This is a genomic window from Streptomyces brasiliensis (assembly GCF_014647875.1).
Taxonomy (GTDB): Bacteria; Actinomycetota; Actinomycetes; order Streptomycetales; family Streptomycetaceae; genus Streptomyces; species Streptomyces brasiliensis.
This window is the reverse complement of the sequence record NZ_BMQA01000017.1, coordinates 118,114-144,976: the sequence shown is the minus strand read 5'-3', so window position 1 is coordinate 144,976 and position 26,863 is coordinate 118,114. Positions and strand designations below refer to the sequence as shown.

Sequence of the window (26,863 nt, the reverse complement as noted above, 5' to 3'; positions counted from 1 at the left end):
CCTTCTTCTCGAAGAAAACACCCCGTACCCGGACAATCAGCCCTGGAATCGATACTCTTCGAGCAACCTGCGCCCGATGATCATTTTCTGGATCTCGGCGGTGCCTTCGCCGATCAGCAGCATCGGGGCCTCGCGGTAGAGGCGCTCGATCTCGTACTCCTTGGAGAAGCCGTACCCGCCGTGGATCCTGAAGGCGTCCTCCACGACCTCCTTGCAGTACTCGGAGGCGAGGTACTTCGCCATCCCCGCCTCGAGGTCGTTTCGTTCCCCGGAGTCCTTTTTGCGTGCAGCGTTCACCATCATCGCATGCGCCGCCTCGACCTTGGTGGCCATCTCGGCGAGCTTGAACTGGATGGCCTGGTGCTGGGCGATCGGCTTGCCGAAAGTGTGACGCTGCTGGGCGTACTGGACGCCGAGCTCGAACGCACGCTGCGCGACGCCACAGCCACGGGCCGCCACATTGACGCGGCCGACCTCGACTCCGTCCATCATTTGGTAAAAACCTCGGCCGGTCGTGCCACCGAGCACCCGATTGGCCGGAATCCGCAGACCGTCCATGATCAGCTCGGTCGTGTCGACGCCCTTGTAGCCCATCTTCTCGATCTTGCCGGGGATGGTCAGACCCGGGCGGACCTCTCCGAAGCCGGGCTCCTTCTCCACCAGGAAGGTCGTCATCGACTTGTGCGGGGCCGTGCCCTCGGGACGGCCCTCGTCACTGCGGACCAGGACGGCCACCAGGGACGACGTGCCGCCGTTCGTCAGCCACATCTTCTGACCCGTCAGGACGTACTCGTCGCCCTCCTTGACCGCCTTCGACGTGATGGCCGAGACGTCCGAGCCGAGGCCCGGCTCCGACATCGAGAACGCGCCGCGGATGTCGCCGGCCGCCATGCGCGACAGGAAGTGGTCCTTCTGCTCCTGCGTGCCGTGCTGCTTGAGCATGTACGCCACGATGAAGTGGGTGTTGATGATGCCGGACACCGACATCCAGCCGCGGGCGATCTCCTCGACGCACAGCGCGTAGGTGAGGAGAGACTCGCCCAGGCCGCCGTACTCCTCGGGGATCATCAGCCCGAACAGGCCGAGTTCCTTGAGGCCGTCGACGATCTGCTGCGGGTACTCGTCGCGGTGTTCCAGCTCGGTCGCGACCGGGATGATCTCCTTGTCCACGAAGTCGCGGACGGTGGAGACGATCTCCTGCTGGATGTCCGTCAGACCGGCGGTCTGGGCGAGGCGGCTCATCTACTTCTCCTGCTCACGCTTTGAAGTGTCCAGCGGCTCCGGGCGGCCGGGCTGCTCGCCGCCGCGCTCCTTGATGTACGTCTCGGTCGGCACCATCACCTTGCGGCGGAACACGCACACGAGCGTGCCGTCCTGCTTGTAGCCCCTGGTCTCGACGTGGACGATGCCGCGGTCGTTCTTCGACTTCGACGGCCACTTGTCGAGCACGGTCGTCTCGCCGTAGATCGTGTCCCCGTGGAAGGTCGGCGCCACATGCTTGAGCGACTCGATCTCCAGGTTGGCGATCGCCTTGCCGGAGACGTCCGGGACGGACATGCCGAGCAGGAGGGAGTAGATGTAGTTGCCCACGACCACGTTCTTGCCGAAGTCCGTCGTCTTCTCCGCATAGTTGGTGTCCATGTGGAGCGGGTGGTGGTTCATGGTGAGGAGACAGAACAGGTGGTCGTCGTACTCCGTGACCGTCTTGCCCGGCCAGTGCTTGTACACCGCGCCGACCTCGAACTCCTCGTAGGTGCGTCCGAACTGCATCGCGCTCAGGCCTCCGGGATCTCGAACGTGCTGGTGCGCTGCATGCCGGCGGCGCGTCCCTTGCCGGAGACGACCAGGGCCATCTTGCGGCTGGCCTCGTCGATCATCTCGTCGCCGAGCATCGCCGAGCCCTTCTTGCCGCCCGCCTCGGACGTGTAGTAGTCGTACGCGTCCAGGATCAGCTCGGCGTGGTCGTAGTCCTCCTGCGACGGCGAGAAGATCTCGTTGGACGCCTCGACCTGCCCCGGGTGCAGCACCCACTTGCCGTCGAAGCCGAGAGCCGCGGCGCGCTGGGCGACCTCGCGGTAGCCGTCGACGTTGCGGATCTGCAGGTAGGGGCCGTCGATCGCCTGGAGGTTGTTGGCGCGGGCGGCCATCAGGATCTTCATCAGGATGTAGTGGTAGGCGTCCGCCGGGTAGCCGGGCGGCTGCTCGCCCACGACGAGCGACTTCATGTTGATCGACGCCATGAAGTCGGCCGGGCCGAAGATGATCGTCTCGACACGTGGAGAGGCTTGAGCGATCTCATTGACGTTGTTGAGGCCCTGGGCGTTCTCGATCTGCGCCTCGATGCCGATGCGGCCCACCTCGAAGCCCATGGTCTTCTCGATCTGCGTCAACAGCAGATCGAGAGCGACGACCTGCTGGGCGTCCTGCACCTTCGGCAGCATGATGCAGTCGAGGTTCTGGCCGGCGCCCTCGACCACCGTCACGACGTCGCGGTACGTCCACTCGGTCGTCCAGTCGTTGACGCGCACCACCCTCGTCTTGCCGGTCCAGTCGCCTTCGTTGAGGAACTTGACGATGGTGTGGCGGGCCTCGGGCTTGGCGAGCGGCGCGCACGCGTCCTCGAGGTCGAGGAAGACCTGGTCCGCCGGGAGGCCCTGCGCCTTCTCCAGGAAGCGCGGATTCGAGCCCGGTACGGCCAGGCAGGAGCGCCGCGGACGAAGACGGTTGACAGTCATGCGGGGACCTCCAGGGGGTCGAGCTTGTTCGCTTTCCGGATCTCGTCGACGATGCGGCCGATGATCCCGGTGATGTCGAAGTCCTTCGGGGTGAACACTGCGGCCACTCCGGCGGCCCTCAGTCGTTCGGCGTCACCATTCGGGATGATGCCACCGGCGATCACCGGTATATCTGTGGCACCGGCCACACGCAGCCGCTCCAGCACGTCCGGCACCAGCTGGGCGTGCGAGCCGGAGAGGATGGACAGGCCGACCGCGTGCACGTCCTCGGCGAGGGCCGCGTCCACGATCTGCTCGGGTGTCAGCCGGATGCCCTGGTAGACCACCTCGAACCCGGCGTCACGCGCGCGTACGGCGATCTGCTCGGCGCCGTTGGAGTGCCCGTCCAGGCCCGGCTTGCCGACCAGGAAGCGCAGCTTTCCGACGCCCAGGTCACGCGCCGTCAGTTCCACCTTGCGGCGTACGCCGGCCATCGCCGAGCCCTCCTCGGCCGGCACGGCCACCGGCGCCGAAGAGACCCCGGTCGGCGCCCGGAACTCGCCGAACACCTCGCGCAGGGCCCCGGCCCACTCGCCGGTCGTGACACCCGCACGGGCGCACTCCAGGGTGGCCTCCATGAGGTTGTCGGTGCCCTTGGCGGCCTCCTTCAGCCGCTCCAGCGCCTTGCACGGGCGTGGGTGGTTGAAAGGCGGCTGATAGCGGGTGTCGCGCCAGGTCTGCAGCGCGGCGACGACACGGGCCTCGACGGCCGGATCGACCGTCTGGACGGCCGTGTCCAGATCCGCCGTCAACGGATTGGGCTCGGTCGTCTCGAAGACGTTGACGCCCACGATCTTCTCCTGACCGGACTCGATACGGGCCCGGCGCTCGGCGTGCGAGGAGACGAGCTGCGACTTGAGGTAGCCGGACTCGACGGCGGCCATCGCGCCGCCCATCTCCTGGATCCGCTGGATCTCGGCGAGTGATTCCTCGACGAGCTGCGCGACCTTCGCCTCGACGACGTGCGAGCCCTCGAAGATGTCCTCGTACTCCAGCAGGTCGCTCTCATGGGCGAGGACCTGCTGGATGCGCAGCGACCACTGCTGGTCCCAGGGCCGGGGCAGACCCAACGCCTCGTTCCAGGCGGGGAGCTGGACCGCACGTGCGCGTGCGTCCTTGGAGAGGGTCACGGCCAGCATCTCGAGCACGATGCGCTGGACGTTGTTCTCCGGCTGGGCCTCGGTCAGGCCCAGCGAGTTGACCTGGACGCCGTACCGGAAGCGGCGCTGCTTGGGGTTCTCGATGCCGTACCGCTCACGCGTGATCCTGTCCCAGATACGGCCGAACGCCCGCATCTTGCACATCTCCTCGATGAAGCGGACGCCCGCGTTCACGAAGAAGGAGATCCGCGCGACCACGTCGCCCATGCGCTCCTGCGGCACCTGGCCGCTGTCGCGTACGGCGTCGAGGACGGCGATCGCGGTGGACATCGCGTAGGCGATCTCCTGTACCGGCGTGGCCCCGGCCTCCTGCAGGTGGTAGCTGCAGATGTTGATCGGGTTCCACTTGGGGATGTGGGAGACGGTGTAGGCGATCATGTCGGTCGTCAGACGGAGCGAGGGCCCCGGCGGGAACACATGGGTGCCCCGGGACAGGTACTCCTTGACGATGTCGTTCTGGGTCGTCCCCTGGAGCTTGGTGATGTCCGCGCCCTGCTCCTCGGCGACCACCTGGTAGAGCGCCAGCAGCCACATGGCGGTGGCGTTGATCGTCATCGAGGTGTTCATCTGTTCCAGGGGGATGTCCTGGAACAGCCGGCGCATGTCGCCGAGGTGCGAGACGGGCACGCCGACCCGGCCGACCTCACCGCGGGCGAGGACGTGGTCGGGGTCGTAGCCGGTCTGCGTCGGCAGATCGAACGCCACCGACAGCCCGGTCTGCCCCTTGGCGAGGTTGCGCCGGTACAACTCGTTGGACGCCTCGGCCGTGGAGTGGCCCGCGTAGGTACGCATGAGCCAGGGCCGCTCTCTCTCCCTTTGCGCCTGCGCCGCAGGCGTGGTCTGACGCTCACTCATGTACGACCTCTAGATGTTCCGGAAGCGGTTGATGGCGTCGGCGTGCTTCGCGCGGAGTTCCTCGTCGCGCACGCCCAGACCCTCCCCGGGAGCCAGGCACAGGACGCCGACCTTGCCCTGGTGGAGGTTGCGGTGCACGTCGAACGCGGCCTGGCCGGTCTCCTCCAGGGAGTAGACCCTGGACAGCGTCGGGTGGATCTTGCCCTTCGCGACGAGCCGGTTGGCCTCCCAGGCCTCGCGGTAGTTGGCGAAGTGTGAGCCGATGATCCGCTTCAGGGACATCCACAGGTAGCGGTTGTCGTACTCGTGGGTGTAGCCCGAGGTCGAGGCGCAGGTGACGATCGTGCCGCCCTTGCGTGTGACGTAGACCGAGGCGCCGAAGGTCTCGCGGCCGGGGTGCTCGAAGACGATGTCGACGTCCTCGCCGCCGGTGAGTTCGCGGATGCGCTTGCCGAAGCGCTTCCACTCCTTGGGGTCCTGGGTGTGCTCGTCCTTCCAGAACTTGTAGCCCTCGGCGTTGCGGTCGATGATCGCCTCGGCGCCCATCGCGCGGCAGATCTCCGCCTTCTGCGGGCTGCTGACCACACAGATGGGGGTGGCGCCGCCGGCCAGTGCGAACTGCGTGGCGTACGAGCCGAGACCGCCGCTCGCGCCCCAGATGAGCACGTTGTCGCCCTGCTTCATGCCGGCGCCGTTGCGGGAGACCAGCTGCCGGTAGGCGGTCGAGTTGACCAGACCGGGAGCGGCGGCCTCCTCCCAGCTCAGATGGCCCGGCTTGGGCATCAGCTGGTTGGACTTGACGAGGGCGATCTCGGCGAGCCCGCCGAAGTTGGTCTCGAAGCCCCAGATGCGCTGTTCTGGGTCGAGCATCGTGTCGTTGTGCCCGTCGGACGACTCCAGCTCGACGGACAGGCAGTGGGCGACGACCTCGTCACCGGGCTTCCAGGCGTTGACGCCGGGGCCGGTGCGCAGGACGACACCCGCCAGGTCGGAGCCGATGATGTGGTACGGCAGGTCGTGCCGCCTGGTCAGCTCGCTGAGCTTGCCGTAGCGCTCCAGGAACCCGAAGGTCGGCAGCGGCTCGAAGATCGAGGTCCACACGGAGTTGTAGTTGACCGAGGAGGCCATGACGGCCACCAGGGCCTCGCCCGGGCCCAGCTCGGGCAGCGGCACCTCGTCCAGGTGCAGCGACTTGCGCGGGTCCTTGTCGCGGGCGGGGATCCCCGCGAACATCTCCGTCTCGTCCTTGTGCACGGTGATCGCGCGGTACGACTCGGGGAGCGGCAGTGCGGCGAAGTCGGCCGGAGTCGAGTCCGGCGACTGGATCGCGTCCAGGATGTCCTTCACGGTCACGGTGTTGCCTCCGGCGATGAGCGCCCTGAGGGAGGGGCGCTGAGGGTTACGTCGGTGCTGCTGAGGGTGGGTGGTGAAGTGCCGTCGGTTCGGCGTGTGGTGCTTCGGCAGCGCTTTGTGGCGCGGGAGGTTGCCTGTGACGCAGGCGTCCGGGCGCGCGAGCCGGGAGGCTGCGGGGACAGCCGGCGTACGAGAGGTCTCTGCACGCCGGCCGCCCGGACAACATCACCGTATGGCACGGTGTGTCAGGCCGCAAGGCACTGGGTGCCAGAACTTGCTCTCAGATGAAATCTTTACGTAACAAATGAGCGATGATCGATCAAAGCTTGCAGGTCGGAACGACAAACGAACGGGCAGTCGGTGGCACCCAGTGCCACCAACTGCCCGTTTCTCCGGATCGACCGGCTACGACCGTGCCTTGAGTGCCTGCTCGATGGTGCGCAGGACGTCGTCGAGCGGGGCGTCGGTCCTGGCTACCGTCACCAGGACCTCCCCCCGGGTGCCCACGGTCGCCGGCGGGGTCCGCGGAGCGGCCTTGCGTCCGGCGCCGATGCCCGTGCCGAACGTCTTGCGTACGATCGCGAACGCGTGGTCCAGCTGGGCCTCGACGTCGCCCTTGCCGTCGGCCCGCAGCCAGCGCCGCAGGACGTGGTTGTGGGCGGTGACGACCGCGGACGCGGCGACCTCGGCGAGCAGCGGGTCGTCGTTGGCGTCGTCGTCGTGCGCGTGCTCGTCGAAGTGGCCGAGCAGATAGCGGGTGAAGAGCCGCTCGTAGCGGGCCACCGACGCGATCTCGGCCTCGCGGAGGGTGGGCACCTCGCGCGTCAGCTTGTAGCGGGCCACCGATACCTCCGGGCTGCCCGCGTACATCTTCATGACTTCCTTGATGCCGCGGCACACGGTGTCGAGCGGGTGCTCGTGCGCGGGGGCGGCGTTGAGCACCGCCTCGGCGCGGATCAACGTGTCGTCGTGGTCCGGGAAGATCGCCTCTTCCTTGGAGCGGAAGTGACGGAAGAAGGTGCGGCGCGCGACCCCGGCCGCGGCCGCGATCTCGTCGACGGTGGTCGCCTCGTACCCCTTGGTCGCGAACAGCTCCATCGCGGCGGCCGCCAGTTCTCGCCGCATTTTGAGCCGCTGGGCGGCGGCACGGCTTCCTGCGGCACTCTCCGGCGCGTCGGGCGTGGCTGGTGTACGTGAGGACCTGGCGGGCTGGGACATGCCCCGAACGTACTGCATGTGCGCAGCTGGATGCGCATGTCCGGGGTATCCCCCGCCCTGGGCGGGCGGGGGATACCCGGTGGGACCGAGCAGTCCGCCCCACTCCCTGTCGCCTGTGAACCAGTCGCCGGCGCCGTCAGCGGCGGGCATACTCACGGAAGCCGCGCCCGGTCTTGCGGCCGAGGCAGCCCGCGGCCACCAGGTGCTCCAGGAGCGGCGCGGGCGCGAGACCCGGGTCGCGGAACTCGCGGTGCAGCACCTTCTCGATCGCCAGGGAGACGTCGAGCCCGACGACGTCCAGCAGTTCGAAGGGGCCCATCGGGTAGCCGCCGCCCAGCCTCATCGCCGCGTCGATGTCGTCAAGAGACGCATAGTGCTCCTGCACCATCTTGATCGCGTTGTTGAGGTACGGGAACAGCAGGGCGTTCACGATGAAGCCCGCGCGGTCTCCGCAGTCGACCGCGTGCTTCTTGATCCTGACGCACACCTCGCGGACCGTCGAGTGGACGTCCTCGGCCGTCAGCACCGTACGGACGACCTCGACCAGCTTCATCGCCGGCGCCGGGTTGAAGAAGTGCATGCCGATGACGTCCTGCGGGCGCGAGGTGGCGCGGGCGCAGGCGACGACGGGCAGGGAGGAGGTCGTGGTGGCCAGGACGGCGCCCGGCTTGCAGACCTTGTCCAGGGTGGCGAACAGCTGCTGCTTGATCTCCAGGTCCTCGGCGACCGCCTCGACGGCCAGGTCCACGTCCGCGAACGCGTCGTAGGAGCCCGCCGCGGTGATCCGGTCCAGGGTCTGCGCGGCGGCCTCTGCCGTCATCCGGCCCTTGTCCACGGAACGGGCCAGTGACTTGCCGATGCGCGCCTTGGCGGCCCGCGCCTTCTCCTCGCTGCGGGCAGCGAGCACCACGTCGTATCCGGCCTTGGCGAAGACCTCGACGATGCCGGAGGCCATGGTGCCGGACCCGGCGACGCCGACGGAGCGGACTTCCCGGCCCGGGGTGCGGGAGGCGCCTTCCAGTGGGGTCAGCGCGTCCCGCACGACCGTGGCGCTGCCGGGCGCCTCGTACGTGTAGAAGCCTCGGCCCGACTTGCGGCCGGTCAGGCCTGCCTCGCTGAGCTGCTTGAGGATCGGGGCGGGGGCGTGCAGCCGGTCGCGGGACTCGGCGTACATGGCCTCCAGGACCGTCCGCGCGGTGTCGACTCCGATCAGGTCGAGCAGGGCCAGCGGGCCCATCGGCAGACCGCAGCCCAGCCGCATCGCCGCGTCGATGTCCTCGCGGGAGGCGTACTTGGCCTCGTACATCGCGGCGGCCTGGTTGAGGTAGCCGAACAGCAGCCCGTCCGCGACGAAGCCGGGCCGGTCGCCGACCGCGACCGGCTCCTTGCCCAGGGCCAGCGCGAGGTCGGTGACCGCGGCGACGGCCTGCGGCGCGGTCAGCACCGAGGAGACGACCTCGACGAGCCGCATCGCCGGCGCCGGGTTGAAGAAGTGCAGGCCGAGCACGCGCTCGGGACGCGCCGAGTCCGCGGCCAGCCGGGTCACCGACAGGGCGTTGGTGCCGGTCGCCAGGATCGTCTCCGGGCGCACGATGCCGTCCAGCTCGCGGAAGATCTGGTGCTTGATCTCGTACGACTCCGGGACCACCTCGATGACGAGGTCGGCGTCGGCCGCGGCTCGCAGATCGGTGCCGGTGCGCACCCGGGCGAGGGCGTCCGCGCGCTCCTGCTCGGTGAGCCGGCCACGCTCCACGGCGTGGGCGGTGGAGGCCTCCAGGGCAGCGGTCGCGTGGGTGGTGGCGGCCTCGCTGATGTCGATGCCGATGACCTCGCGGCCGGCCTTCGCGAGGACCTCGGCGATACCGGTGCCCATCGTGCCGAGGCCGACGACGGCAATGGTCTGGAGCGGGGACAGGGGGTCGGACAGGGGAGTGGCCATCGCGGGACTCCAGGAATGAGGGTGACGACTGGGAGCGCGCCGGGTGCGCCGAGGGGGCGCACCGGGTGCGGATGAGGAGTGCGGGTGATGCCGGGCTGCAGGCGCACACGCCCGGTGCCGTCGCCGCGGGCGCGCACGCCCGGGTACGGCGGAGACCGACCGGCCCTGTCCCGGAGCCGGGTCGTACTGCGGTACGTGGACGTACCGAACGGACGAACGCTCACGACGACTGCGTCACCAAATCGTCGCAAGCGGGTGCGAGCGGGTAACTCGCTCGTATGAGCTTAACCGGAGAGTAACGAGCGCGCCAGCCCCGTAGTTTGTGATGTACCCCCCGGCCGTCCGACGACGCCCCTACGCTGGGCTTCGTGGACGAAGAGTTGCGATCGCTCACGGAGCGTCTATGGCAGGAGTCGCACGGGACGCCGGCGTACGAGCGGCTGGCGGCGACCGGCGACCACGACGAACTCGCGGATGTGCTGACCGCGGCCGGACAGCCGCTGTGGGCCAGGGAGCTGGCCGCGTTCCGGCTGGGGGTGGCGGGCGACCGGCGTGCGTTCGAGTCCCTCGTCCTGCTGCTCAACCACCGCGACCCCCCGCGCTGCGCCTCCGCCGCCCACGCCCTCGCCCGGCTCCAGGACCCCCGCACGGCCCGCGCGGCCGCCGCCCTCGCCACCAACGAACTGCGCGTCGCCTACGCCCTCCACCCCGTACGGCTCCTGGTCGAACTGCGCGCCCCCGAATCCGTGCCCGCGCTGATCACCACCCTGGAGCGGCGGCTGCGCCCGCACGACCCGCACCGCCGCGTGGCCCTCGCCTGTGTGGAGGGCCTCGGCACGCTCGGGGACGTCCGCGCCCGGCGTGTCCTGACCGAGGCACTGGCCCACCCGACGCTCGCCGAGGCTGCCGTGCAGGCGCTGGAGCGGATCCCCGGACCGAGATGACCTCTCAGCCGTGGAGCGGCTCCTTCACGTACCGCAGCTCCGGCACGTCCACGCCGCCCGCCTCGAAGGGCTCCTCCATGCCGTCCGCGCGGAATCCCGCCCGCTCGTAGAAGCGCCGGGCGCGCGTGTTCTCCTTCAGGACCCACAGGAACATGCGCGGGTGCGGGAAGCACTGCCGTACCGACTTCTCCAGGAGCGCCCTTCCCACCCCGCTTCCGAGCTGGGCGGTGTCGACGTAGAGCGCGTACAACTCGGCGTCGCCGGTGCGTACGTCGTCGTCCCGGTAGGGACCGTGCGCCGCCCACCCGACGATCTCGCCGTCCCGCTCGGCGACCAGGTTCACCACACCGTCCCTCGCGGTCGGCGAGAAGCGGGCGCGGCGCCGCTCCGCGTCCTTCGCCACGTCCAGCGCGTCGAGGTACGGCTGCGGCATGAGCCCCCGGTAGGCGAACTGCCAACCGCGGACACGGATCTCGGAGACGCGCTCGATGTCGGCGGCGGTCATGAGCCGCACCGTCGGCCCGATCATGCGGCGACCACGGCGAACGCCTCGACCTCCAGCAGGAACCGCGGCCCCACCAGCGCGGCCACCTGCACGGCGGAGGACGCCGGGAGCCGGTCGTCGGGTATGTGTGCGGCGCGCGCCGCACGGATCGCGGGCAGATGCGTCATGTCCGTGACGAAGTAGGTGAGTTTGACGACGTCGTCGAACGTCGCCCCGGCGGCGGTCAGACAGCGCCGCAGATTCTCGAAGACCTGGCGCGCCTGTGCCGCCGGGTCGCCCTCGCCCACGAGCTCGCCGTCCTCGTCCAGGGCCAGCTGGCCGGAGACGGCGACGAAACGGCCGGTGGCCGTGACGACATGGCTGTACTGGGTGGCGGGCGCGACGCCGTCGGGGGCGGGGATCCTGGTCGGCTCAGTCATGCGTCCATGGTGGACCATGAGTCCGACAACGCCCCCGACGGGCCGCGCGAACCGCTCAGCCGCGGAAGCCGAGCAGGCCGTGCAGAGTGGAGCCGCGTGCCGACGTCGAAGCCGCCTTCGCGGCCAGTGGCTTCGGGTCGGGCGTCTTCTCGCACACCGCGTCGGCCTCGCCGCGGCCGCGTGGCACCTTTCCGTTCGTCAGATACGTCGACAGGTACTTGTCCAGGCAGGCGTTCCCGCTCAGCGTGATGCCGTGGTTCCCGCCGCCCTGCTCGACCACCAGGCTGGAGCCGTACAGCAGCCGATGGACCGTCGCCCCGCCCTGGTGCGGGGTGGCAGCGTCGTCGGTCGCCTGGAAGAGCAGCACCGGCGGCAGCTTGCCGTTGGCGATGTTCACCGGGTGCTGCGACGGCACCGGCCAGAAGGCGCACGGCGCGTTGTACCAGGCGTTGTTCCAGGCCATGAACGGCGCCTTCTCGTACACCTGCCAGTTGTCCTTGCGCCACTGGTTCCAGCCGCGCGGCCAGGAGGTGTCACGGCACTGCACCGAGGTGTAGACGCTGTAGCCGTTGTCGCCCGAGGCGTCGATCGCGGCGAAGTTGTCGTACGCCTTCTCCAGCGGTCCGGACTCCTTGTCGTTCACGTAGGCCGCGAACGCCTCGGCGAGACGGGGCCAGTAGCCGTTGTAGTAGCCGCCCGGGATGAAGATGTCCTCGAGCTCGGAGGCGCCGACCTTGCCGCCGGCCGGCTTCTTGGCGAGAGCCGCCCGCATCGTGTACCACTTGGCCTCGATCTTCTCCGGATCGGTGCCCAGCTTGTACGTCGAGTCGTACTTGGCGATCCAGGCCATCAGAGCCCGGTGGCGGTCGTTGAAGGCGTAGTCCTGGCCGATGTTGTCGTCGTACCAGACGCCGGTCGGGTCGACGATCGAGTCCAGCACCAGGCGCCGCACCCGCTCCGGGAACAGTTTCGCGTAGACCGCGCCGAGATAGGTGCCGTACGAGTAGCCGAAGTAGCTGATCTTCCGCGCGCCGAGGGCCTGGCGGATCGAGTCCATGTCCTGGACGGCGCTGACGGTGTCGATGTACGGCAGCACGCTCGCGTACTTCTTGCCGCAGGCGGCGGCGAACGACTGCGCGCGCGTGAGGTTGGCCCTCTCGAGCGCGGGTGTGCCGGGCACGGAGTCCGGGCGGACCGGGGTGAAGTGACCGGTCTTGCAGTCGAGCGCGGGTGTGCTGTCGCCCACGCCGCGCGGGTCGAAGCCGATGACGTCGTACTGTGCCGCCACCGTCTTGGGCAGCGCGGACGCGACGAATCCGGCCAGTGTCAGACCGCTGCCGCCGGGTCCGCCGGGGTTGACCAGCAGCGGGCCCTGTGACGTCTTGGCGGTGTGCGGGACGCGGGACAGGGCGAGCGTGATCTGTTTCCCATGCGGATTCGCGTGGTCGAGCGGCACCTTCAGGGAACCGCACTGGAGCGTCGGGTAGTCGGTGGTGCCGCACTTCTTCCAGGTGACGGTCGCGGCCCGGGTCGCCTGCGCGGGGTGCTGGGTGCTCGCGCCGGCGGGGACGGCCGTGAACGACCCGGCCACGACGGCGGCGGCAGCGCACAGCACGGCTGCGCGAGTTCTCATGGGTCCTCCCAGGACGGAGGGGTTTCGGACAGCGTGTATCGCGGTCCTCGCCGCATCGTCCCGGAGAGAGCACCCGGAAGAACGCGTTCTGGCAATACTTGACCCAATTGGATCGTGCGATGCCCTCGAACGCTCTCAGATCAACGTGAGTTGAGTCGGTTCGGACATTTCCGGTCGGCCGGCCGGAGAGACCGACGAATCCGCCGGCTCCGGCGGACGGATCCGGCGCGGCATGCCCGCGCGCGCGGGCCCGATGCCGTACTCCTGGGCCAGTTCATGGACCTGACGGGTGATCCGCCGCTGGTACCACTTCGGCGCGTAGGCGCCCTCGGCGTACAGCCGCTCGTAGCGCCGCACCAGGTGCGGGTGGTTCTCGGCGAGCCAGGCCATGAACCATTCGCGGGCGCCGGGCCGCAGATGGAGCACCAGTGGAGTGACCGAGGTGGCTCCGGCGGCCGCGATCGCCCGTACCGTGGCACGCAGTTGGGCCGGGTGGTCGCTCAGGAAGGGGATCACGGGCGCCATCAGCACACCACAGCCGATGCCGTGGTCGGTGAGGGTCCGGACGACCTCCAGGCGCCGCTCGGGCGCGGGGGTGCCCGGCTCGACGGTGCGCCACAGGCCCGGGTCGGTGAAGCCGACCGAGACCGAGATGCCGACGTCCGTGACCTGTGACGCCTGCTTCAGCAGGTCGAGGTCGCGCAGGATCAGCGTGCCCTTGGTCAGGATGGAGAAGGGGTTCGCACGGTCGCGCAGGGCGGAGATGATGCCCGGCATCAGCTGGTAACGGCCTTCGGCGCGCTGGTAGCAGTCGACGTTCGTGCCCATCGCGATGTGCTCGCCCTGCCAGCGGCGCGAGCCGAGCTGGCGGCGCAGCAGCTCGGGCGCGTTCACCTTGACCACGATCTGGGTGTCGAAGCCGATCCCAGTGTCGAGGTCCAGATAGCTGTGCGTCTTTCTGGCGAAGCAGTACACGCACGCGTGCGTGCAGCCCCGGTAGGGATTGACCGTCCACTCGAAGGGCATCCGTGAGGCGCCCGGCACCCGGTTGATGATCGAACGCGCCCGGATCTCGTGGAACGTGATCCCTCTGAATTCGGGTGTGTCGAACGTCCGCGTCGTGACCGCGTCCGCGCCGAACAGTGCAACGTCGGCCCTGCCGTGCTCGGACTCCACTGTGAGGTTCTCCCAGCGCATCACGCCTCCTAGGTAGCGCTGCCACCAGAATAGAACACCTGTTCGCTTGATCGTGCAAGGTTCGTTTTCGATCGCCTCGGGCACCCCGATTTGGGGGGCCGGGCACCGGGGTGGTTGGCTTGTTCCAACCCCGAGAACCCATGTCCTGGAGGAACGCAATGGCGCAGGTCGAGGCCACTACGGAGCGGGTCGTCGCGGCGGACCCGGAGACGGTGTTCGACACCCTCGCCGACTACCGCGACACGCGCGCGAAGCTGCTGCCCGAGCACTTCAGCGAGTACGAGGTGCGCGAGGGCGGCGACGGCGAGGGCACCCTCGTCCACTGGAAGCTCCAGGCCACCAGCAAGCGGGTCCGCGACTGCCTCCTCGAGGTCAGCGAGCCGACCGACGGTGAGCTGGTCGAGAAGGACCGCAACTCCTCCATGGTCACCACCTGGCGCGTCACCCCGGCCGGCGAGGGCAGCTCCCGCGTCGTCGTGACGACCACCTGGAAGGGCGCCGGCGGCATCGGCGGCTTCTTCGAGAAGACCTTCGCGCCCAAGGGGCTCGGCCGGATCTACGACGCGATCCTCGCCAGGCTCGCGGCCGAGGTCGAGAAGTAGCCCAAAGGGCAGATGCTCCAGGCGTGTTGACCACCTCACCGGTTCGAGTGGATCTCCACGCCGATCGGCATGATGCCGTAACTCGTCGCGCTTGTTCGTGGTTGTCGATTTACGCGGGATTTAGGCGGGAATCGTGCGGCAGCGCGGCGAGGGGAGCGGTACGTGGGCGGGACGACTCTGGTGCAGGACGAACCGGTCGTGGTCGTGGCACCACCGGAGGTCATCACCCCGCCACCGGCCCCGCCCACCCCCGAACTCGGCCGGCGCCGCGTACGGTTGGTCTTTCTCGGGCTGATGCTCGCGCTGCTCCTCGCCGCCCTGGACCAGATGATCGTGGCCACCGCGCTCCCGAAGATCGTCGGTGAGCTGCACGGCCTCGACAAGATGTCCTGGGCGATCACCGCGTATCTGCTCACGGCCACCGTCGGACTGCCCATCTACGGCAAGCTCGGTGACCTCGTCGGGCGCAAGGGCGTCTTCCAGTTCGCGATCCTCGTCTTCGTCGTCGGCTCCGCGCTCGCCGGACGGGCGCAGACCATGGACCAGTTGATCGCCTTCCGTGCCATCCAGGGCATCGGCGCCGGCGGACTCATGATCGGTGTGCAGGCGATCATCGCGGACATCGTGCCGCCCCGGCAGCGCGGCCGCTACATGGGCCTGATCGGCGCCGCCTTCGGCCTGGCCTCCGTCGCCGGGCCCCTGCTCGGCGGCTACTTCACCGACCACCTCTCGTGGCGCTGGTGTTTCTACATCAACGTGCCCTTCGGCCTGATCACCCTGGCCGTCATCACCGCCGTCCTCAAACTCCCGAGGCCCCGTGCGAAGGCCCGGCTCGACGTCCTCGGCGCACTGCTGCTCGCCGCGGCTTCCATCTGCCTTGTCCTGCTGACCAGTTGGGGCGGCACCGAGTACTCCTGGGGCTCCCGGGAGATTCTCGGCCTCGGCGCGGGCGCCCTCGCCGCCGCCGTGCTCTTCGTCGTCGCCGAGCGCTTCGCCGCCGAACCCCTCATCCCGCTCAGGCTGTTCCGGGACTCCGTCTTCAACGTCACCGGCCTCGTCGGACTGGTCGTCGGCGTCGCCCTGTTCGGCGCCGCCAGCTATCTGCCGACGTTCCTGCAGATGGTCGACGGCGCCTCCGCCACCGAGTCGGGCCTGCTCATGCTGCCCATGATGGGCGGCATCGTCGGCGCCTCCATCGTCTCCGGTCAGCTCATCAGCCACACCGGCCGATACAAGGTCTTCCCGGTGCTCGGCGGACTGCTGTCCGCCGTCGGAATGTGGCTCCTGTCCCGGCTCGAGGTCGACACGCCCAGGCTGCACTACAGCCTCTGGATGGCCGTCCTCGGGGCCGGCATCGGCCTGGTGATGCCCGTCCTGATCCTCGCCGTGCAGAACTCCGTCCGGCCCGCCGACCTGGGCACCGCCACCAGCGCCAACAACTACTTCCGGCAGATCGGCGGCAGCGTCGGCGCCGCCGTCTTCGGCACCCTCTTCGCCGACCGGCTCACCGACGCCCTGCACGACCGGCTCCCCCCGCGCGCGGGTGCCGGACTTCCGGACCCCGAGTCCCTCACCCCGCAACTCGTCCATGCCCTGCCCCCGGCGCTGCGCGACGCCTACATCCGCGCCTATGCCGACGCCATGCCCCGGATCTTCCTCTACCTCGTTCCGGTGCTCGTCCTCGGCCTGTTGATCGCCTTCTTCCTCAAGGAGAAACCCCTGGTGTCCCATCACACCGCCGAATCGGAGCACGCGAACGTGAACGCCCAGATCCCGCAGGCCCGCCCCCAGCCCTCGGCCGGGGGGACCCCCACCTCGCTCCGCTCGCCCCACGCGGCCGGGATCGCCGTCTGCGGCACCGTGCAGCACCCCGACGGGACCGTGGTGCCCCGTGCCGCGCTCACCCTCATCGACGTCGCCGGACAGCAGATCGGGCGCGGCGCGAGCGGCGAGGACGGGCGGTACGCGCTGGCCACGCCCGGCTCCGGGTCGTACGTCCTGATCGCCGCCGCGGGCGGCCACCAGCCGCAGGCCGTCTCCGTGACCGTCGGCGAACGGCCCGTGGAGCTCGATGTCGTCCTCGGCGGTGCCGGTCGCCTCGCGGGCACCGTGCTCACGGCGGACGGCTCGCCCGTGCGGGACGCCACCGTCACGCTCACCAACGTCCACGGCGAGGTCGTCGCCTCCACCCGCAGCGGTCGCGAGGGGGGCTACGTCATCACCGAACTGGTGGCCGGTGAGTACACCCTCGCCGGCAGCGCGCCCGCCTTTCGCCCCGCCGCGCTCCCGGTCACCGTGCAGGCCGCACGGGAGACCCGCCAGGACGTCGAGCTGGCCGGCGGAGCCGTGCTGCGCGGCACGGTGCGGGCCGGTGGCGGACGGCCCGTCGAGGACGCCCGCGTGACGCTCCTGGACGCGGCGGGCAACGTCGTGGACACGCTCACCACGGGCGCTGACGGAACGTTCCGGTTCGTCGATCTCTCCTCCGGCGAGTACACGGTGATCGCGGCCGGGTATCCGCCCGTCGCCACCGTGCTGCAGGTCGCGGGCGGTGGCCGGACCGAGCGTGATCTCCAGCTGGGGCATGAGGACTGACGTATCGTCGGCGATGAGCGTGCGGCCGTGCGCCGGAGCGATCAGGTGGCACCGATTCCGGTGTTGCCACACATCGCAACCGTACCCGGCCGTACGGTAGTGGCCGGGGGCACAGATCTTTGCGCAGCCGTGGGGAGAGGGGGCCTGGGCCATGGACCGAGGCACCGTGGGAGACACGCCTGCCAGCCGCGGAGCCGGGGAGGGCGCGGCGGGACGGATCCCGCTGGCCGTGGTCGTGGTCGACCGCGAAGGTCTCGTGTCCCACTGGAGCACGGGCGCGCGACGGCTGTTCGGCACCGCCAAGGAGGACGTCCTCGGACGCCCGGTGGGCGATCTGCTGCCCGTCACGGGAGCGCTCCCAGAGCACGACGAGATCACTCCCTACGGCGCCTACTGGGCGCATGACGGTCTCGGCCCCGACCTCGAGTCCTCCCTGGGCGGACGGCTGGCCTACCCGGCCGCCGGCCGCGCCCGCCTCACCTTGGCCGAGCGCGCCCGGGCCGACGTCCTGTGGTGGGCGTATCCGCTGGTCGGCCCCGGACGGGAGCGGCTTCTCGTGCTCGCCGCCGATGCGGCGGGGCTGCGCGCCGACGAGCCCGACGACGCCGACGTCACGGCAGCCTTCGAACGCATCGCGCCGGGCTTCGCCCTGCACACCGACTTCCCCGGCGCCGAGGAACTCGCCCGCCGGCTGCCCGAGATCCTGCCCAGCATGAGCGTCGACGAGGGCGCCCGGATCGTCTCGCAGGTTCTTGAACTCGGCTATCCCGTCCTGGAGTTCAGCCAGAACGACCAGGTGCCCGTCACTCCCGACTGGGGCGTGGCCCGGCGCACCGAGCGCAAGGCACGCCGGGAACGAGTGGCACGGGCCGCGGCCCGGGGCCGACCGGTGCCGGCCGCCCTCGCCGACGACGAGGGCGAGGACCTCGAGTACGCGGCCGTCCGCGAGCGCCTGGAATTCCTCAACGAGGTCAGCTCCCGCATCGGCACCTCCCTCGACCTGGCGCGGACCATCGTCGAGGTCAGCAAGGCCGTCGTTCCGCGCTTCACCGATGTCGCGGGGACCTATCTGCGCGAACAGGTGGTCGCCGGCGAGGGGTTCCCGGACGGCGTGCCCGACACCACCACTCTGTGGCACCGGGTGGCCGTGGAGCACAACGACGAGCCCGGCCGCTGGGACGACGTCGTGCCCGTCGGCGAGGCCATGCCCTTTCCCGCGCACACCCCGTTCTTCCGGTGCATGACCACCGGGGAGCCCGTGCTCGTGCCGCGCATCAGCGAGCAGATGGGCCACGCCATCGCCTCGCAGTTCGAGAAGCGTGACATCCGGCCGCTGATCAACAACCGCTCCATGCTGGTGGTGCCGCTCAAAGCCAGGGACGTGGTCCTCGGCTTCATGATCCTGCTGCGCCACCCCGAGCGCGCCGAGTTCAACGACATGGACCGGGTCACCGGCGCCGAACTCGCCGCCCGCGCGGGCCTCGTGCTCGACAACGCGCGCATGTACACCTATCAGGAGAACGTCGCCGAGACGCTCCAGGACAGCATGCTGCCGCGCATCCCGCGGCGCATGGCGGGCTGCGACATCGCCACCCGCTATCTGCCCGGCACCCTCCTCGGCCGGGTCGGCGGCGACTGGTTCGACTCCGTCAAACTGCCCGGCGCCCGCACCGCCCTGGTCGTCGGCGACGTCATGGGTCACGGCCTCAACTCGGCTGCGATGATGGGCCAGTTGCGTACGGCCGTGCAGACCATGGCCGCCCTCGACCTGCCCCCCGCCCAGCTGCTGCGCAACCTCGACGACCTCGCCCAGCGCCTCGGCGACACCCACCTCGCGACCTGCCTGTACGCCGTCTACGACCCGATCGCGAGCGAGGTGCACATCGCCAACGCCGGTCACATCCCGCCGGTGCTGGTGCGTGCGGAGGACGGGCGCAGCGAGCTGCTCGAGCTGCCGACGGGAGCGCCCATCGGTGTCGGCGGGGTGCCCTTCGAGGCGGTAAGCGTGCGCGTGCGGCCCGGCGACCGGCTGGTGATGTGCACCGACGGCCTCGTGGAGGTGCGCGGCGAGGACATCGGCGTGGGCCTCGCCACCCTCTGCGAGTCAGCCGCGCACCCGGCCGCGTCCATGGACGACGCCTGCGACACGATCATCCGCGCCCTGGGTGGCCGCGGCGGCCGCAAGGACGACGTGGCCCTGCTGATGGCCCGCCTGTCCGGCATCGCGCCGCAGGACGTGGCCGAGTGGCAGTTCGCGCTCGACGCGGCCGAGGCTCGCCGGGCGCGTGCGGCGGTCCGCGAGCAGTTGCACGCATGGGGACTCGACGACCTGGCGGACCACGCCGTGCTGCTGGCCGGCGAACTGGTCACCAACGCCGTACGGCACGCGCACACCAGTCGGATCCAGCTGCGGCTGGTGCGGGGGGAGACCCTGCTGTGCGAGGTGGACGACGACGACCTCACCCTGCCGACCCTGCTCAGCGCCGGGCCGGGCGCCGAGACCGGGCGCGGGCTGCGCGTCGTCAGCACGCTGGCCCGGGAGTGGGGCACGAGCCGTAGGGGCGCCGGGAAGACCGTCTGGTTCGAACTCACCGCGCGGTGACGCTGAACACCTCCCGGGGCGTGTGCCGGCGTACCCGGATCGAAAGCGGGGTGAAGGAACGCGCCGCCCGCTTGTGGCCGCGACCCCCGCGCGATAGACCGTACGGGACTCAACCGGTCCATTGGTGAAGGCGGATCGGCGTCGCATCCATCCTGGGGAGTGGGACATGAGCGTGACGAGTCGGTACCGCGAGTCCTGGGAGGAGTTCTGGCGCGAGGCGCCGGAGGAACCGGGGGCCGTGTTCTGGGACGCCGAGCCCGCGCTGACAGCCGGCCGCCATCTGGCCCTGTTCGAACCGCTTCTGACCGACCCCGCACTGCCCCTGATCGACCTCGGCTGCGGCAACGGCACACAGACCAGGTACCTCGCCGAACGCTTCCCGCACGTCGTCGGCGCCGACATCGCCGAGGCCGCCCTCGCCCACGCCCGGCACGCCGACCCGGCCGGGCAGGCGGCCTACCGGTTGCTGGACGCCGCCGAGAAGACCGAGGCCGAGACACTGCACGCCGAACTCGGGGACGCCAACGTCTATATGCGGGGCGTCCTGCACCAGGCCGAACCCGACGACCGCCAGTCTCTGGTGGACGGCGTCGCCGCCCTGGTCGGCGGACGCGGCCGGGCCTTCCTCGTCGAGCTGTCCGAGGCCGCCCGCCCCGTCCTGCTCGGCCTCGCCCAGAGTCCGTCCGGCCCCCCGCCCAAGCTCGCTCCCGTCTTCCGCCACGGCATCGCGCCGGGTGAGGTGGCCGACGACGCGGTCCCCGAGTATCTGCGCTCGGCCGGGCTCTCGGTGCTGGCGAGCGGCGAACTCCCGCTGATCACCACCGAGTTCACACCGGACGGCACACGCCTCGAACTGCCGTCGAAGTGGCTGGTGGCGGGGCGTACGCACTGACGGAGGCCGGCCCGCCCAGCGGACCTGCGTACCGTCATTGGTCTGCACCGGTGAGAGTTATCCACAGGCCTGCCGCGATCTCCCGCGACCGCGTAACGTGCGCTGCATGAAGATCCTCATCAGCGCCGACATGGAAGGTGCCACCGGCGTCACCTGGCCCGCCGACGTGCTCCCGGGGACACCCCAGTGGGAGCGCTGCCGGAGCATGTTCACCTCCGACGTCGACGCCGCCGTGCGGGGCTTCTTCGACGGCGGTGCCGACGAGGTGCTCGTCAACGAGGCCCACTGGACCATGCGCAATCTGCTCCTGGAGCGGCTGGACGAGCGGGCCGAGATGCTCACCGGGCGGCACAAGTCGCTGTCCATGGTGGAGGGCGTGCAGCACGGCGACGTGGACGGCATCGCGTTCGTCGGCTATCACGCGGGCGCCGGCATGGAGGGCGTCCTCGCGCACACCTACCTCGCCAACTCCATCACCGGAGTGTGGGTGAACGACGTCCGCGCGAGCGAGGGCCTGCTCAACGCCCACGTGGTCGCGGAGTACGGCGTGCCCGTCGTCCTGGTCACGGGCGACGACGTGGCCTGCGAGGACGCGCTCGGGTACGCGCCCGAGGCGCTGAAGGTCGCCGTCAAGGACCATGTGTCGCGGTACGCCGCCGTGTGCCGCACACCGTCCAGGACCGCCGCGGACATCCGCGCCGCCGCCAAGGAGGCCGCCCGGCTCGCGGTGCGGTCCGAGCCCGTCGCCGGCGGCCCGTTCACCGTCGCCCTGGAGTTCGACGCCGAGCACCTGGCGATGGCCGCCACCGTCGTCCCGGGCGTTCGGCAGACCGGGGAACGCAGAGTGGCGTACACGAGCGACACCATGTACGAGGGAATCCGCACCTTCAAGGCGGTCACCACGATCGTCTCGGCCGCGGTGGAGGAGCAGTATGGCTGACGAGCGAGCGCTGGACGAGGTCGTCCGGTTCACGTCCGACCTCATTCGGATAGACACCACCAACCGCGGCGGCGGCGACTGCCGGGAGCGGCCCGCCGCCGAGTACGCCGCCGAGCAGCTCGCGGGCGCGGGTCTCGAGCCGGTCCTCCTGGAGCGCACCGAGGGGCGCACCAATGTCGTCGCCCGCATCGAGGGCACGGACCCCTCGGCGCCGGGGCTGCTCGTTCACGGCCACCTGGACGTGGTGCCGGCGCAGGCGGACGAGTGGAGCGTGCACCCGTTCTCCGGCGAGGTCCGCGACGGCGTCGTCTGGGGCCGGGGCGCGGTCGACATGAAGAACATGGACGCGATGATCCTCGCCGTCGTGCGGGACTGGTCGCGCACCGGGGTGCGGCCACGGCGGGACCTCGTGATCGCCTTCACCGCCGACGAGGAGGCCAGCGCCGAGGACGGCTCCGGGTTCCTCGCCGACCGGCACGCCGAGCTGTTCGAGGGCTGCACGGAGGGCGTCAGCGAGTCGGGGGCGTACACCTTCCACGACGGCACCGGCCGGCAGATCTATCCGATCGCCGCCGGGGAGCGCGGCACCGGCTGGCTCAAGCTCACCGCGCGCGGCCGCGCCGGACACGGCTCCAAGGTCAACCGGGAGAACGCGGTGACCAGGCTCGCCGCCGCGATCACCCGCATCGGTGAGCACGAGTGGCCGCTGCGGCTCACGCCGACGGTCAGCGCCGCCCTCACCGAACTCGCCGCCCTGTACGGCATCGAGGCGGACCTGAGCGACGTGGACGGGCTCCTGCAGAAACTGGGCCCGGCGGGGAAGCTGGTCGAGGCCACCATCCGCAACAGCGCGAACCCGACGATGCTGGAGGCCGGTTACAAGGTCAACGTCATCCCGGGGGAGGCCGTCGCGCATGTCGACGGGCGTTTCCTGCCCGGCGGCGAGGACGAGTTCCGCGCCGCGCTGGACCGGCTGACCGGGCCGGACGTGGAGTGGGAGTTCGACCACCGGGAGGTCGCGCTCCAGGCGCCGGTGGATTCGCCGACGTTCGCCGGGATGCGGGCCGCCGTGCAGGAGTTCGCGCCCGAGGGACACGTGGTGCCGTTCTGCATGTCGGGCGGCACGGACGCCAAGCAGTTCTCCCGGCTCGGCATCACGGGGTACGGCTTCACACCGCTGAAGCTCCCCGAGGGATACGACTACCAGGCGATGTTCCACGGAGTCGACGAGCGCGTACCGGTCGAGGCGCTGCACTTCGGCGTCCGGGTCCTCGACCGCTTCCTGCGGACGGCCTAGAAGATGGGGGAAGAGATGCGGACGATGGCGTACGGCTCCTGGCCCTCGCCGATCGACGCGGCCCTGGCCGCCGCGCACGACGGACACCCCGAGTGGGTGGGCTTCGTGGGCGACGAGACGTGGTGGACGGAACCCCGGCCCACCGAAGGCGGGCGCCGAACCCTGGTGCGGCGGCGGCCGGACGGCACGCAGGAGTCGGTGCTGCCCGCGCCGTGGAACGTACGCAGCCGGGTCATCGAGTACGGCGGACTGCCCTGGGCCGGGGAAGTGGTCGAGGGACGGCCGCTGGTGGTGTTCACGAACTTCGCCGACCAGCGCCTGTACCGGTTCGAACCGGGGGGCGAGCCGGTGCCGCTGACGCCGGTGTCGCCGGTGGGCGGCGGACTGCGCTGGGCCGAGCCGCGCATCGACCTGGAGCGCGGCGAAGTGTGGTGCGTCCTGGAGGAGTTCACCGGCGAGGGACCGACCGACGTGCGCCGGGTCCTGGCCGCGGTGCCGCTGGACGGCTCGGCGGCCGGTGACCGGTCCGCCGTACGTGAACTCGCGCCCGAGCGGCATCGGTTCGTCACCGGTCCGCGGGTCTCGCCCGACGGGCGGCGTGCCGTCTGGCTGGCCTGGGACCATCCGCGCATGCCGTGGGACGGCACCGAGCTGATCCTGGCCGACATCGCGGACGACGGCACGCTGCGCGAGCCGCGGACCGTCGCCGGGGGACCGGAAGAGTCCATCGCGCAGGCCGACTGGTCGGCCGACGGCCGGCTGTTGTACGCGAGCGACCGCGGCGGCTGGTGGAACCTGTACCGGGACGGCGAGCGGCTGTGTCAGCGCGAGGAGGAGTTCGCCGGACCCGTGTGGAAGCTGGGGCTGACCTGGTTCGCCCCGCTGGGCAACGGCACGCTCGCCGTCGTGCACGGCCGCGGCGGCACCGCGCTCGGCGTCCTGGACCCCGAGACCGGGGAGATCGTCGACGCACCGGGACCCTGGACCGAGTTCGGGTCCACGCTCGCGGCGCACGGCGAGCGCGTGGTGGCCGTGGGCGCAGGGCCGCGCAGCGCCCACGAGGTCGTCGAGCTGGACACACGGACAGGCCGGACGCGGGTGATCGGTGCCCCGCACAGGGACCCGGCGGACCCCGCCTACTACCCCGACCCGCGGTCCCGCACCTTCACCGGCCCCGGCGGCCGCGAGGTGCACGCCCATGTCTATCCGCCGCACCACCCCGAGGTCAGCGGGCCGGCCGGCGAGTTGCCGCCGTACGTGGTGTGGGCACACGGCGGTCCCACCAGCCGGGTGCCGCTGGTGCTCGACCTGGAGATCGCCTACTTCACCTCGCGCGGCATAGGCGTCGTCGAGGTCAACTACGGCGGCTCGACCGGGTACGGCCGGGAGTACCGGAACCGGCTGCGCGAGCAGTGGGGCGTCGTGGACGTCGAGGACTGCGCGGCCGTCGCGCTGGCCCTCGCCGAGGAGGGCACCGCCGACCGCGCCCGGCTCGCCATCCGCGGCGGCAGCGCCGGCGGCTGGACCAGCGCCGCGTCCTTGACCAGCACGGACGTCTACGCCTGCGGCACGATCATCTATCCCATCCTCGACCTCACCGGCTGGGGCACGGGCGAGACGCACGACTTCGAGTCGCAGTACCTGGAGAGCCTGGTCGGACCGCTCGCCGAGGTGCCCGAGCGGTACGTCGAGCGCTCGCCCAGCGAGCACGCCGACCGGCTCACCGTGCCGTTCCTGCTGCTCCAGGGCCTGGACGACGTCATCTGCCCGCCCGCCCAGTGCGAGCGCTTCCTGGCCAGGATCGAGGAGCGGGTGCCGCACGCGTACATCGCCTTCGAGGGGGAGGGGCACGGATTCCGGCGGGCCGACACGATGGTGCGCGCGCTCGAGGCGGAACTGTCCCTGTACGCACAGGTGTTCGGGCTCAACCCGCTCGGCATTCCCACTCTGGAGCTGGCCAAGTGACCCACCTCGTGAGACCGCCACGTCTGGCCCCCGGCGCCCGCGTGGCGGTCGTCGCCCCCAGCGGGCCCGTGCAGGAGGAGCGACTGCAGGCCGGCCTCGACATCCTGCGCGGCTGGGACCTGGAACCGGTGGTCGCCCCGCACGTCCTGGATGTGCACGACGGCCTCGGCTATCTGGCGGGCGCCGACGCCGACCGCGCAGCGGACCTGGAGCGCGCCTGGTGCGACCCGTCCGTGGCCGCCGTGCTCTGCGCCCGCGGCGGCTACGGCGCACAGCGCCTCGTGGACCTCCTCGACTGGGACGCCATGCGCGCCGCCGGGCCGAAGGTGTTCGTCGGGTTCAGCGACGCGACCGCGCTGCACGAGGCGTTCGCCGTGCGCCTCGGCCTGGTCACGCTGTACGGGCCAGTGGCCGCCGGCGTCGACTTCGTCAAGAACGCCCACGCGCAGGAGCATCTGCGCGCCACCCTGTTCGCGCCTGAGACGGTCCGCACGATCACCTCCCGGGGCGCCACCCTGGTGCCGGGGCGGGCCAGGGGCAGCACGCTCGGCGGCTGTCTGCGGCTGCTCGCCGCCGGGCTCGGCACGCCGCTCACCCACGGCGGCGCGCGCGGCGGCCTCGTCCTGCTGGAGGACGTCGGCGAGGGGGCGTACAGCCTGGACCGGAGCATCACCCAACTCCTGCGCTCGGGCTGGTTCGACGACGTCACCGGTATCGCGCTCGGATCCTGGGACCGCTGCGGGCCGTACGAGGAGCTGCGCCCGATGCTCGCCGACCGACTGGGCGGGCTGGGCGTTCCGGTCGTGGAGGAGTTCGGCTTCGGGCACTGCGAGGGCGCGCTCACGATGCCGCTCGGGGTCACGGCCGAACTGGACGCGGACGCGGGCACGCTGATCCTGGACGAGCCCGCCCTGCGCTGAGCCCGGTCACCCGGGCCGGGCGGCGTAGGCTGGCGGGATGCCGCACACCGCATCCCGCTATCTCGCCGAGGGGCCCCGCGTGGGGCTACGTCACTTCACCCTCGAGGATGGTGCCGAGTTCACCGCCCGGGCCCGGGAGAGCAAGGCCCTGCACCAGCCGTGGCTGTTCCCGCCGGTCACGGAGGCGGCGTACGCCGCGTACGCGGGGCGGCTGATCGAGGACCCGACGAAGGCAGGCTTCCTGGTCTGCGAGAAGGCCGGTGGGGCCATCGCCGGGTTCGTCAACATCAACAACATCGTCGAGGGCGGCTTCCAGTGCGGCGCCCTCGGCTACGGCGTCTTCGCGCACGCGGCCGGGCGCGGGCTGATGCGCGAGGCCCTCGACCTCGTGGTGGGGTACGCGTTCGGGCCGATGCGGCTGCACCGGCTGGAGATCAACGTGCAGCCCGGCAACGCCGCCTCCATCGCCCTCGCCCGCGGTGCCGGATTCCGGCTCGAGGGCTTCTCGCCCGACATGATCTTCATCGACGGGGCCTGGCGGGACCACGAGCGCTGGGCGATCACCGCCGAGATGCGGGCTTGAAGTTGATCTTCATGGTGTCGAGGTCCGTGACGGTCGACTTCAGTCCGGTGAAGCCGTAGCCGAGGCCGCGCAGTACGGTCTCGGCGCGGTCCTCCGCGATCGCGCCCGCCATCTCCTCGCCGTCGGCCGCGTCCGACACCACCACGAACCGCATCGAGAAATGCTTCAGCGGCGTGGGCTCGTACGACAGCGTGCCCTCCTCGGTGAACCGCATGCTCGTCAGCCCGTGCTCCGCCGCCTCGGCCAGCAGCCGCTCCCGGGCCCGGTCGGTCAGCCCGTCCCAGGTGCCCCGGACGATGACCCGGTAGGTGTGCTGCTCACCGCTCATGTGCCGTTCCGTTCCGCTTCGCGTTCGATGGACGAGCGACTGTACGTCGCCAGGCACCCCCCGCACACGGAATTTCCGGCCCCCTCCGGCGTCCCCGCCGCTTTTGCGCAATCCTGACCGGTCGCGGCTCTGGCCGACTCAC

Annotated in this window: 22 protein-coding genes; 10 read left to right on the top strand and 12 right to left on the bottom strand. The window is 70.5% G+C overall.

Translation table 11 applies throughout. The annotated features are described in order from the left end of the window. Positions 1-36 precede the first annotated feature (36 nt). From IEZ19_RS25030 to IEZ19_RS25000, 7 genes are all read right to left on the bottom strand, one after another. On the bottom strand, positions 37-1,242 hold the full coding sequence (locus IEZ19_RS25030; protein ID WP_189313535.1) for an acyl-CoA dehydrogenase family protein: 1,206 nt from the start codon (positions 1,240-1,242) through the stop codon (positions 37-39). Then, positions 1,243-1,770 carry a MaoC family dehydratase gene (locus tag IEZ19_RS25025; protein WP_189313534.1) on the bottom strand — a complete coding sequence of 176 codons (528 nt, stop codon included), beginning with the start codon at positions 1,768-1,770 and terminating at the stop codon, positions 1,243-1,245. 5 nt (positions 1,771-1,775) lie between these two features. Beyond that, complete coding sequence (locus tag IEZ19_RS25020; protein ID WP_189313533.1) at positions 1,776-2,735, bottom strand: HpcH/HpaI aldolase/citrate lyase family protein; 960 nt, start codon at positions 2,733-2,735, stop codon at positions 1,776-1,778. After that, positions 2,732-4,789, bottom strand: a complete 2,058-nt coding sequence (locus tag IEZ19_RS25015) for an ethylmalonyl-CoA mutase (protein ID WP_189313532.1) — start codon at positions 4,787-4,789, stop codon at positions 2,732-2,734. Before IEZ19_RS25015 ends, IEZ19_RS25020 begins: the two co-directional genes overlap by 4 nt. A 9-nt stretch (positions 4,790-4,798) precedes the next feature. Next, positions 4,799-6,136: a crotonyl-CoA carboxylase/reductase gene (ccrA, locus tag IEZ19_RS25010; protein WP_189313559.1), complete on the bottom strand. Its 1,338-nt coding sequence runs from the start codon at positions 6,134-6,136 to the stop codon at positions 4,799-4,801. Positions 6,137-6,547: 411 nt separating this feature from the next. After that, positions 6,548-7,360: a TetR family transcriptional regulator gene (locus IEZ19_RS25005; RefSeq protein WP_189313531.1), complete on the bottom strand. Its 813-nt coding sequence runs from the start codon at positions 7,358-7,360 to the stop codon at positions 6,548-6,550. Positions 7,361-7,496: 136 nt separating this feature from the next. Further along, on the bottom strand, positions 7,497-9,299 hold the full coding sequence (locus tag IEZ19_RS25000; protein ID WP_189313530.1) for a 3-hydroxyacyl-CoA dehydrogenase family protein: 1,803 nt from the start codon (positions 9,297-9,299) through the stop codon (positions 7,497-7,499). 368 nt (positions 9,300-9,667) lie between these two features. On the opposite strand from IEZ19_RS25000, the gene IEZ19_RS24995 reads away from it, so the two are divergent. Next, positions 9,668-10,243 (top strand): adenylosuccinate lyase, encoded by a 576-nt coding sequence (locus IEZ19_RS24995; RefSeq protein ID WP_189313529.1) that lies wholly within the window; start codon positions 9,668-9,670, stop codon positions 10,241-10,243. A 4-nt stretch (positions 10,244-10,247) separates the two neighbouring features. On the opposite strand, the gene IEZ19_RS24990 is transcribed toward IEZ19_RS24995, so the two are convergent. The 4 genes from IEZ19_RS24990 to IEZ19_RS24975 all read right to left on the bottom strand — a co-directional run bounded on the left by IEZ19_RS24990 (position 10,248) and on the right by IEZ19_RS24975 (position 13,997). After that, positions 10,248-10,748: a GNAT family N-acetyltransferase gene (locus IEZ19_RS24990; protein ID WP_373297042.1), complete on the bottom strand. Its 501-nt coding sequence runs from the start codon at positions 10,746-10,748 to the stop codon at positions 10,248-10,250. 20 nt (positions 10,749-10,768) lie between these two features. Next, entirely contained in the window at positions 10,769-11,167 is a 399-nt protein-coding gene (locus IEZ19_RS24985) for a RidA family protein (RefSeq protein WP_189313527.1), read from the bottom strand. A gap of 55 nt (positions 11,168-11,222) precedes the next feature. Continuing rightward, positions 11,223-12,800, bottom strand: coding sequence for an alpha/beta hydrolase (locus tag IEZ19_RS24980; protein WP_189313526.1), 1,578 nt, complete (start codon positions 12,798-12,800; stop codon positions 11,223-11,225). Positions 12,801-12,935: 135 nt separating this feature from the next. After that, positions 12,936-13,997 carry an Rv2578c family radical SAM protein gene (locus IEZ19_RS24975; protein WP_189313558.1) on the bottom strand — a complete coding sequence of 354 codons (1,062 nt, stop codon included), beginning with the start codon at positions 13,995-13,997 and terminating at the stop codon, positions 12,936-12,938. Between the two features lie 158 nt (positions 13,998-14,155). Between IEZ19_RS24975 and IEZ19_RS24970 the strand changes: the two genes are divergently transcribed. From IEZ19_RS24970 to IEZ19_RS24930, 9 genes are all read left to right on the top strand, one after another. After that, the gene (locus tag IEZ19_RS24970; protein WP_189313525.1) at positions 14,156-14,599 is read left to right on the top strand and encodes an SRPBCC family protein; all 444 of its coding nucleotides are present in this window, start codon (positions 14,156-14,158) and stop codon (positions 14,597-14,599) included. A gap of 162 nt (positions 14,600-14,761) precedes the next feature. Beyond that, positions 14,762-17,194 carry an MFS transporter gene (locus IEZ19_RS24965; protein ID WP_189313524.1) on the top strand — a complete coding sequence of 811 codons (2,433 nt, stop codon included), beginning with the start codon at positions 14,762-14,764 and terminating at the stop codon, positions 17,192-17,194. Positions 17,195-17,345: 151 nt separating this feature from the next. Next, the gene (locus IEZ19_RS24960; RefSeq protein WP_189313523.1) at positions 17,346-19,796 is read left to right on the top strand and encodes a SpoIIE family protein phosphatase; all 2,451 of its coding nucleotides are present in this window, start codon (positions 17,346-17,348) and stop codon (positions 19,794-19,796) included. A 166-nt stretch (positions 19,797-19,962) separates the two neighbouring features. After that, positions 19,963-20,688, top strand: a complete 726-nt coding sequence (locus IEZ19_RS24955) for a class I SAM-dependent methyltransferase (RefSeq protein WP_189313522.1) — start codon at positions 19,963-19,965, stop codon at positions 20,686-20,688. Positions 20,689-20,794: 106 nt separating this feature from the next. Continuing rightward, positions 20,795-21,628 carry a M55 family metallopeptidase gene (locus tag IEZ19_RS24950; RefSeq protein ID WP_189313521.1) on the top strand — a complete coding sequence of 278 codons (834 nt, stop codon included), beginning with the start codon at positions 20,795-20,797 and terminating at the stop codon, positions 21,626-21,628. Beyond that, the gene (locus IEZ19_RS24945; RefSeq protein WP_189313520.1) at positions 21,621-22,925 is read left to right on the top strand and encodes a M20/M25/M40 family metallo-hydrolase; all 1,305 of its coding nucleotides are present in this window, start codon (positions 21,621-21,623) and stop codon (positions 22,923-22,925) included. The genes IEZ19_RS24950 and IEZ19_RS24945 overlap by 8 nt, the downstream gene beginning before the upstream one ends. A 3-nt stretch (positions 22,926-22,928) precedes the next feature. Next, complete coding sequence (locus tag IEZ19_RS24940; protein WP_189313519.1) at positions 22,929-24,890, top strand: LpqB family beta-propeller domain-containing protein; 1,962 nt, start codon at positions 22,929-22,931, stop codon at positions 24,888-24,890. Continuing rightward, complete coding sequence (locus IEZ19_RS24935; protein WP_189313518.1) at positions 24,887-25,810, top strand: S66 peptidase family protein; 924 nt, start codon at positions 24,887-24,889, stop codon at positions 25,808-25,810. Before IEZ19_RS24940 ends, IEZ19_RS24935 begins: the two co-directional genes overlap by 4 nt. 37 nt (positions 25,811-25,847) lie before the next feature. After that, on the top strand, positions 25,848-26,393 hold the full coding sequence (locus IEZ19_RS24930; RefSeq protein WP_189313517.1) for a GNAT family N-acetyltransferase: 546 nt from the start codon (positions 25,848-25,850) through the stop codon (positions 26,391-26,393). Here the strand turns inward: IEZ19_RS24930 and IEZ19_RS24925 are convergent. Beyond that, positions 26,371-26,721: a DUF6204 family protein gene (locus tag IEZ19_RS24925; protein ID WP_189313516.1), complete on the bottom strand. Its 351-nt coding sequence runs from the start codon at positions 26,719-26,721 to the stop codon at positions 26,371-26,373. The two genes, IEZ19_RS24930 and IEZ19_RS24925, sit on opposite strands and share 23 nt — an antisense overlap. Positions 26,722-26,863 lie beyond the last annotated feature (142 nt).

Coding starts and splice junctions, on each gene's coding strand:
- IEZ19_RS25030 (WP_189313535.1), bottom strand. CDS start 1,242: ATGAGCCGCCTCGCCCAGACCGCCGGTCTGACGGACATCCAGCAGGAG.
- IEZ19_RS25025 (WP_189313534.1), bottom strand. CDS start 1,770: ATGCAGTTCGGACGCACCTACGAGGAGTTCGAGGTCGGCGCGGTGTAC.
- IEZ19_RS25020 (WP_189313533.1), bottom strand. CDS start 2,735: ATGACTGTCAACCGTCTTCGTCCGCGGCGCTCCTGCCTGGCCGTACCG.
- IEZ19_RS25015 (WP_189313532.1), bottom strand. CDS start 4,789: ATGAGTGAGCGTCAGACCACGCCTGCGGCGCAGGCGCAAAGGGAGAGA.
- IEZ19_RS25005 (WP_189313531.1), bottom strand. CDS start 7,360: ATGTCCCAGCCCGCCAGGTCCTCACGTACACCAGCCACGCCCGACGCG.
- IEZ19_RS25000 (WP_189313530.1), bottom strand. CDS start 9,299: ATGGCCACTCCCCTGTCCGACCCCCTGTCCCCGCTCCAGACCATTGCC.
- IEZ19_RS24990 (WP_373297042.1), bottom strand. CDS start 10,748: ATGACCGCCGCCGACATCGAGCGCGTCTCCGAGATCCGTGTCCGCGGT.
- IEZ19_RS24985 (WP_189313527.1), bottom strand. CDS start 11,167: ATGACTGAGCCGACCAGGATCCCCGCCCCCGACGGCGTCGCGCCCGCC.
- IEZ19_RS24980 (WP_189313526.1), bottom strand. CDS start 12,800: ATGAGAACTCGCGCAGCCGTGCTGTGCGCTGCCGCCGCCGTCGTGGCC.
- IEZ19_RS24975 (WP_189313558.1), bottom strand. CDS start 13,997: ATGCGCTGGGAGAACCTCACAGTGGAGTCCGAGCACGGCAGGGCCGAC.
- IEZ19_RS24970 (WP_189313525.1), top strand. CDS start 14,156: ATGGCGCAGGTCGAGGCCACTACGGAGCGGGTCGTCGCGGCGGACCCG.
- IEZ19_RS24960 (WP_189313523.1), top strand. CDS start 17,346: ATGGACCGAGGCACCGTGGGAGACACGCCTGCCAGCCGCGGAGCCGGG.
- IEZ19_RS24955 (WP_189313522.1), top strand. CDS start 19,963: ATGAGCGTGACGAGTCGGTACCGCGAGTCCTGGGAGGAGTTCTGGCGC.
- IEZ19_RS24950 (WP_189313521.1), top strand. CDS start 20,795: ATGAAGATCCTCATCAGCGCCGACATGGAAGGTGCCACCGGCGTCACC.
- IEZ19_RS24945 (WP_189313520.1), top strand. CDS start 21,621: ATGGCTGACGAGCGAGCGCTGGACGAGGTCGTCCGGTTCACGTCCGAC.
- IEZ19_RS24940 (WP_189313519.1), top strand. CDS start 22,929: ATGGGGGAAGAGATGCGGACGATGGCGTACGGCTCCTGGCCCTCGCCG.
- IEZ19_RS24930 (WP_189313517.1), top strand. CDS start 25,848: ATGCCGCACACCGCATCCCGCTATCTCGCCGAGGGGCCCCGCGTGGGG.
- IEZ19_RS24925 (WP_189313516.1), bottom strand. CDS start 26,721: ATGAGCGGTGAGCAGCACACCTACCGGGTCATCGTCCGGGGCACCTGG.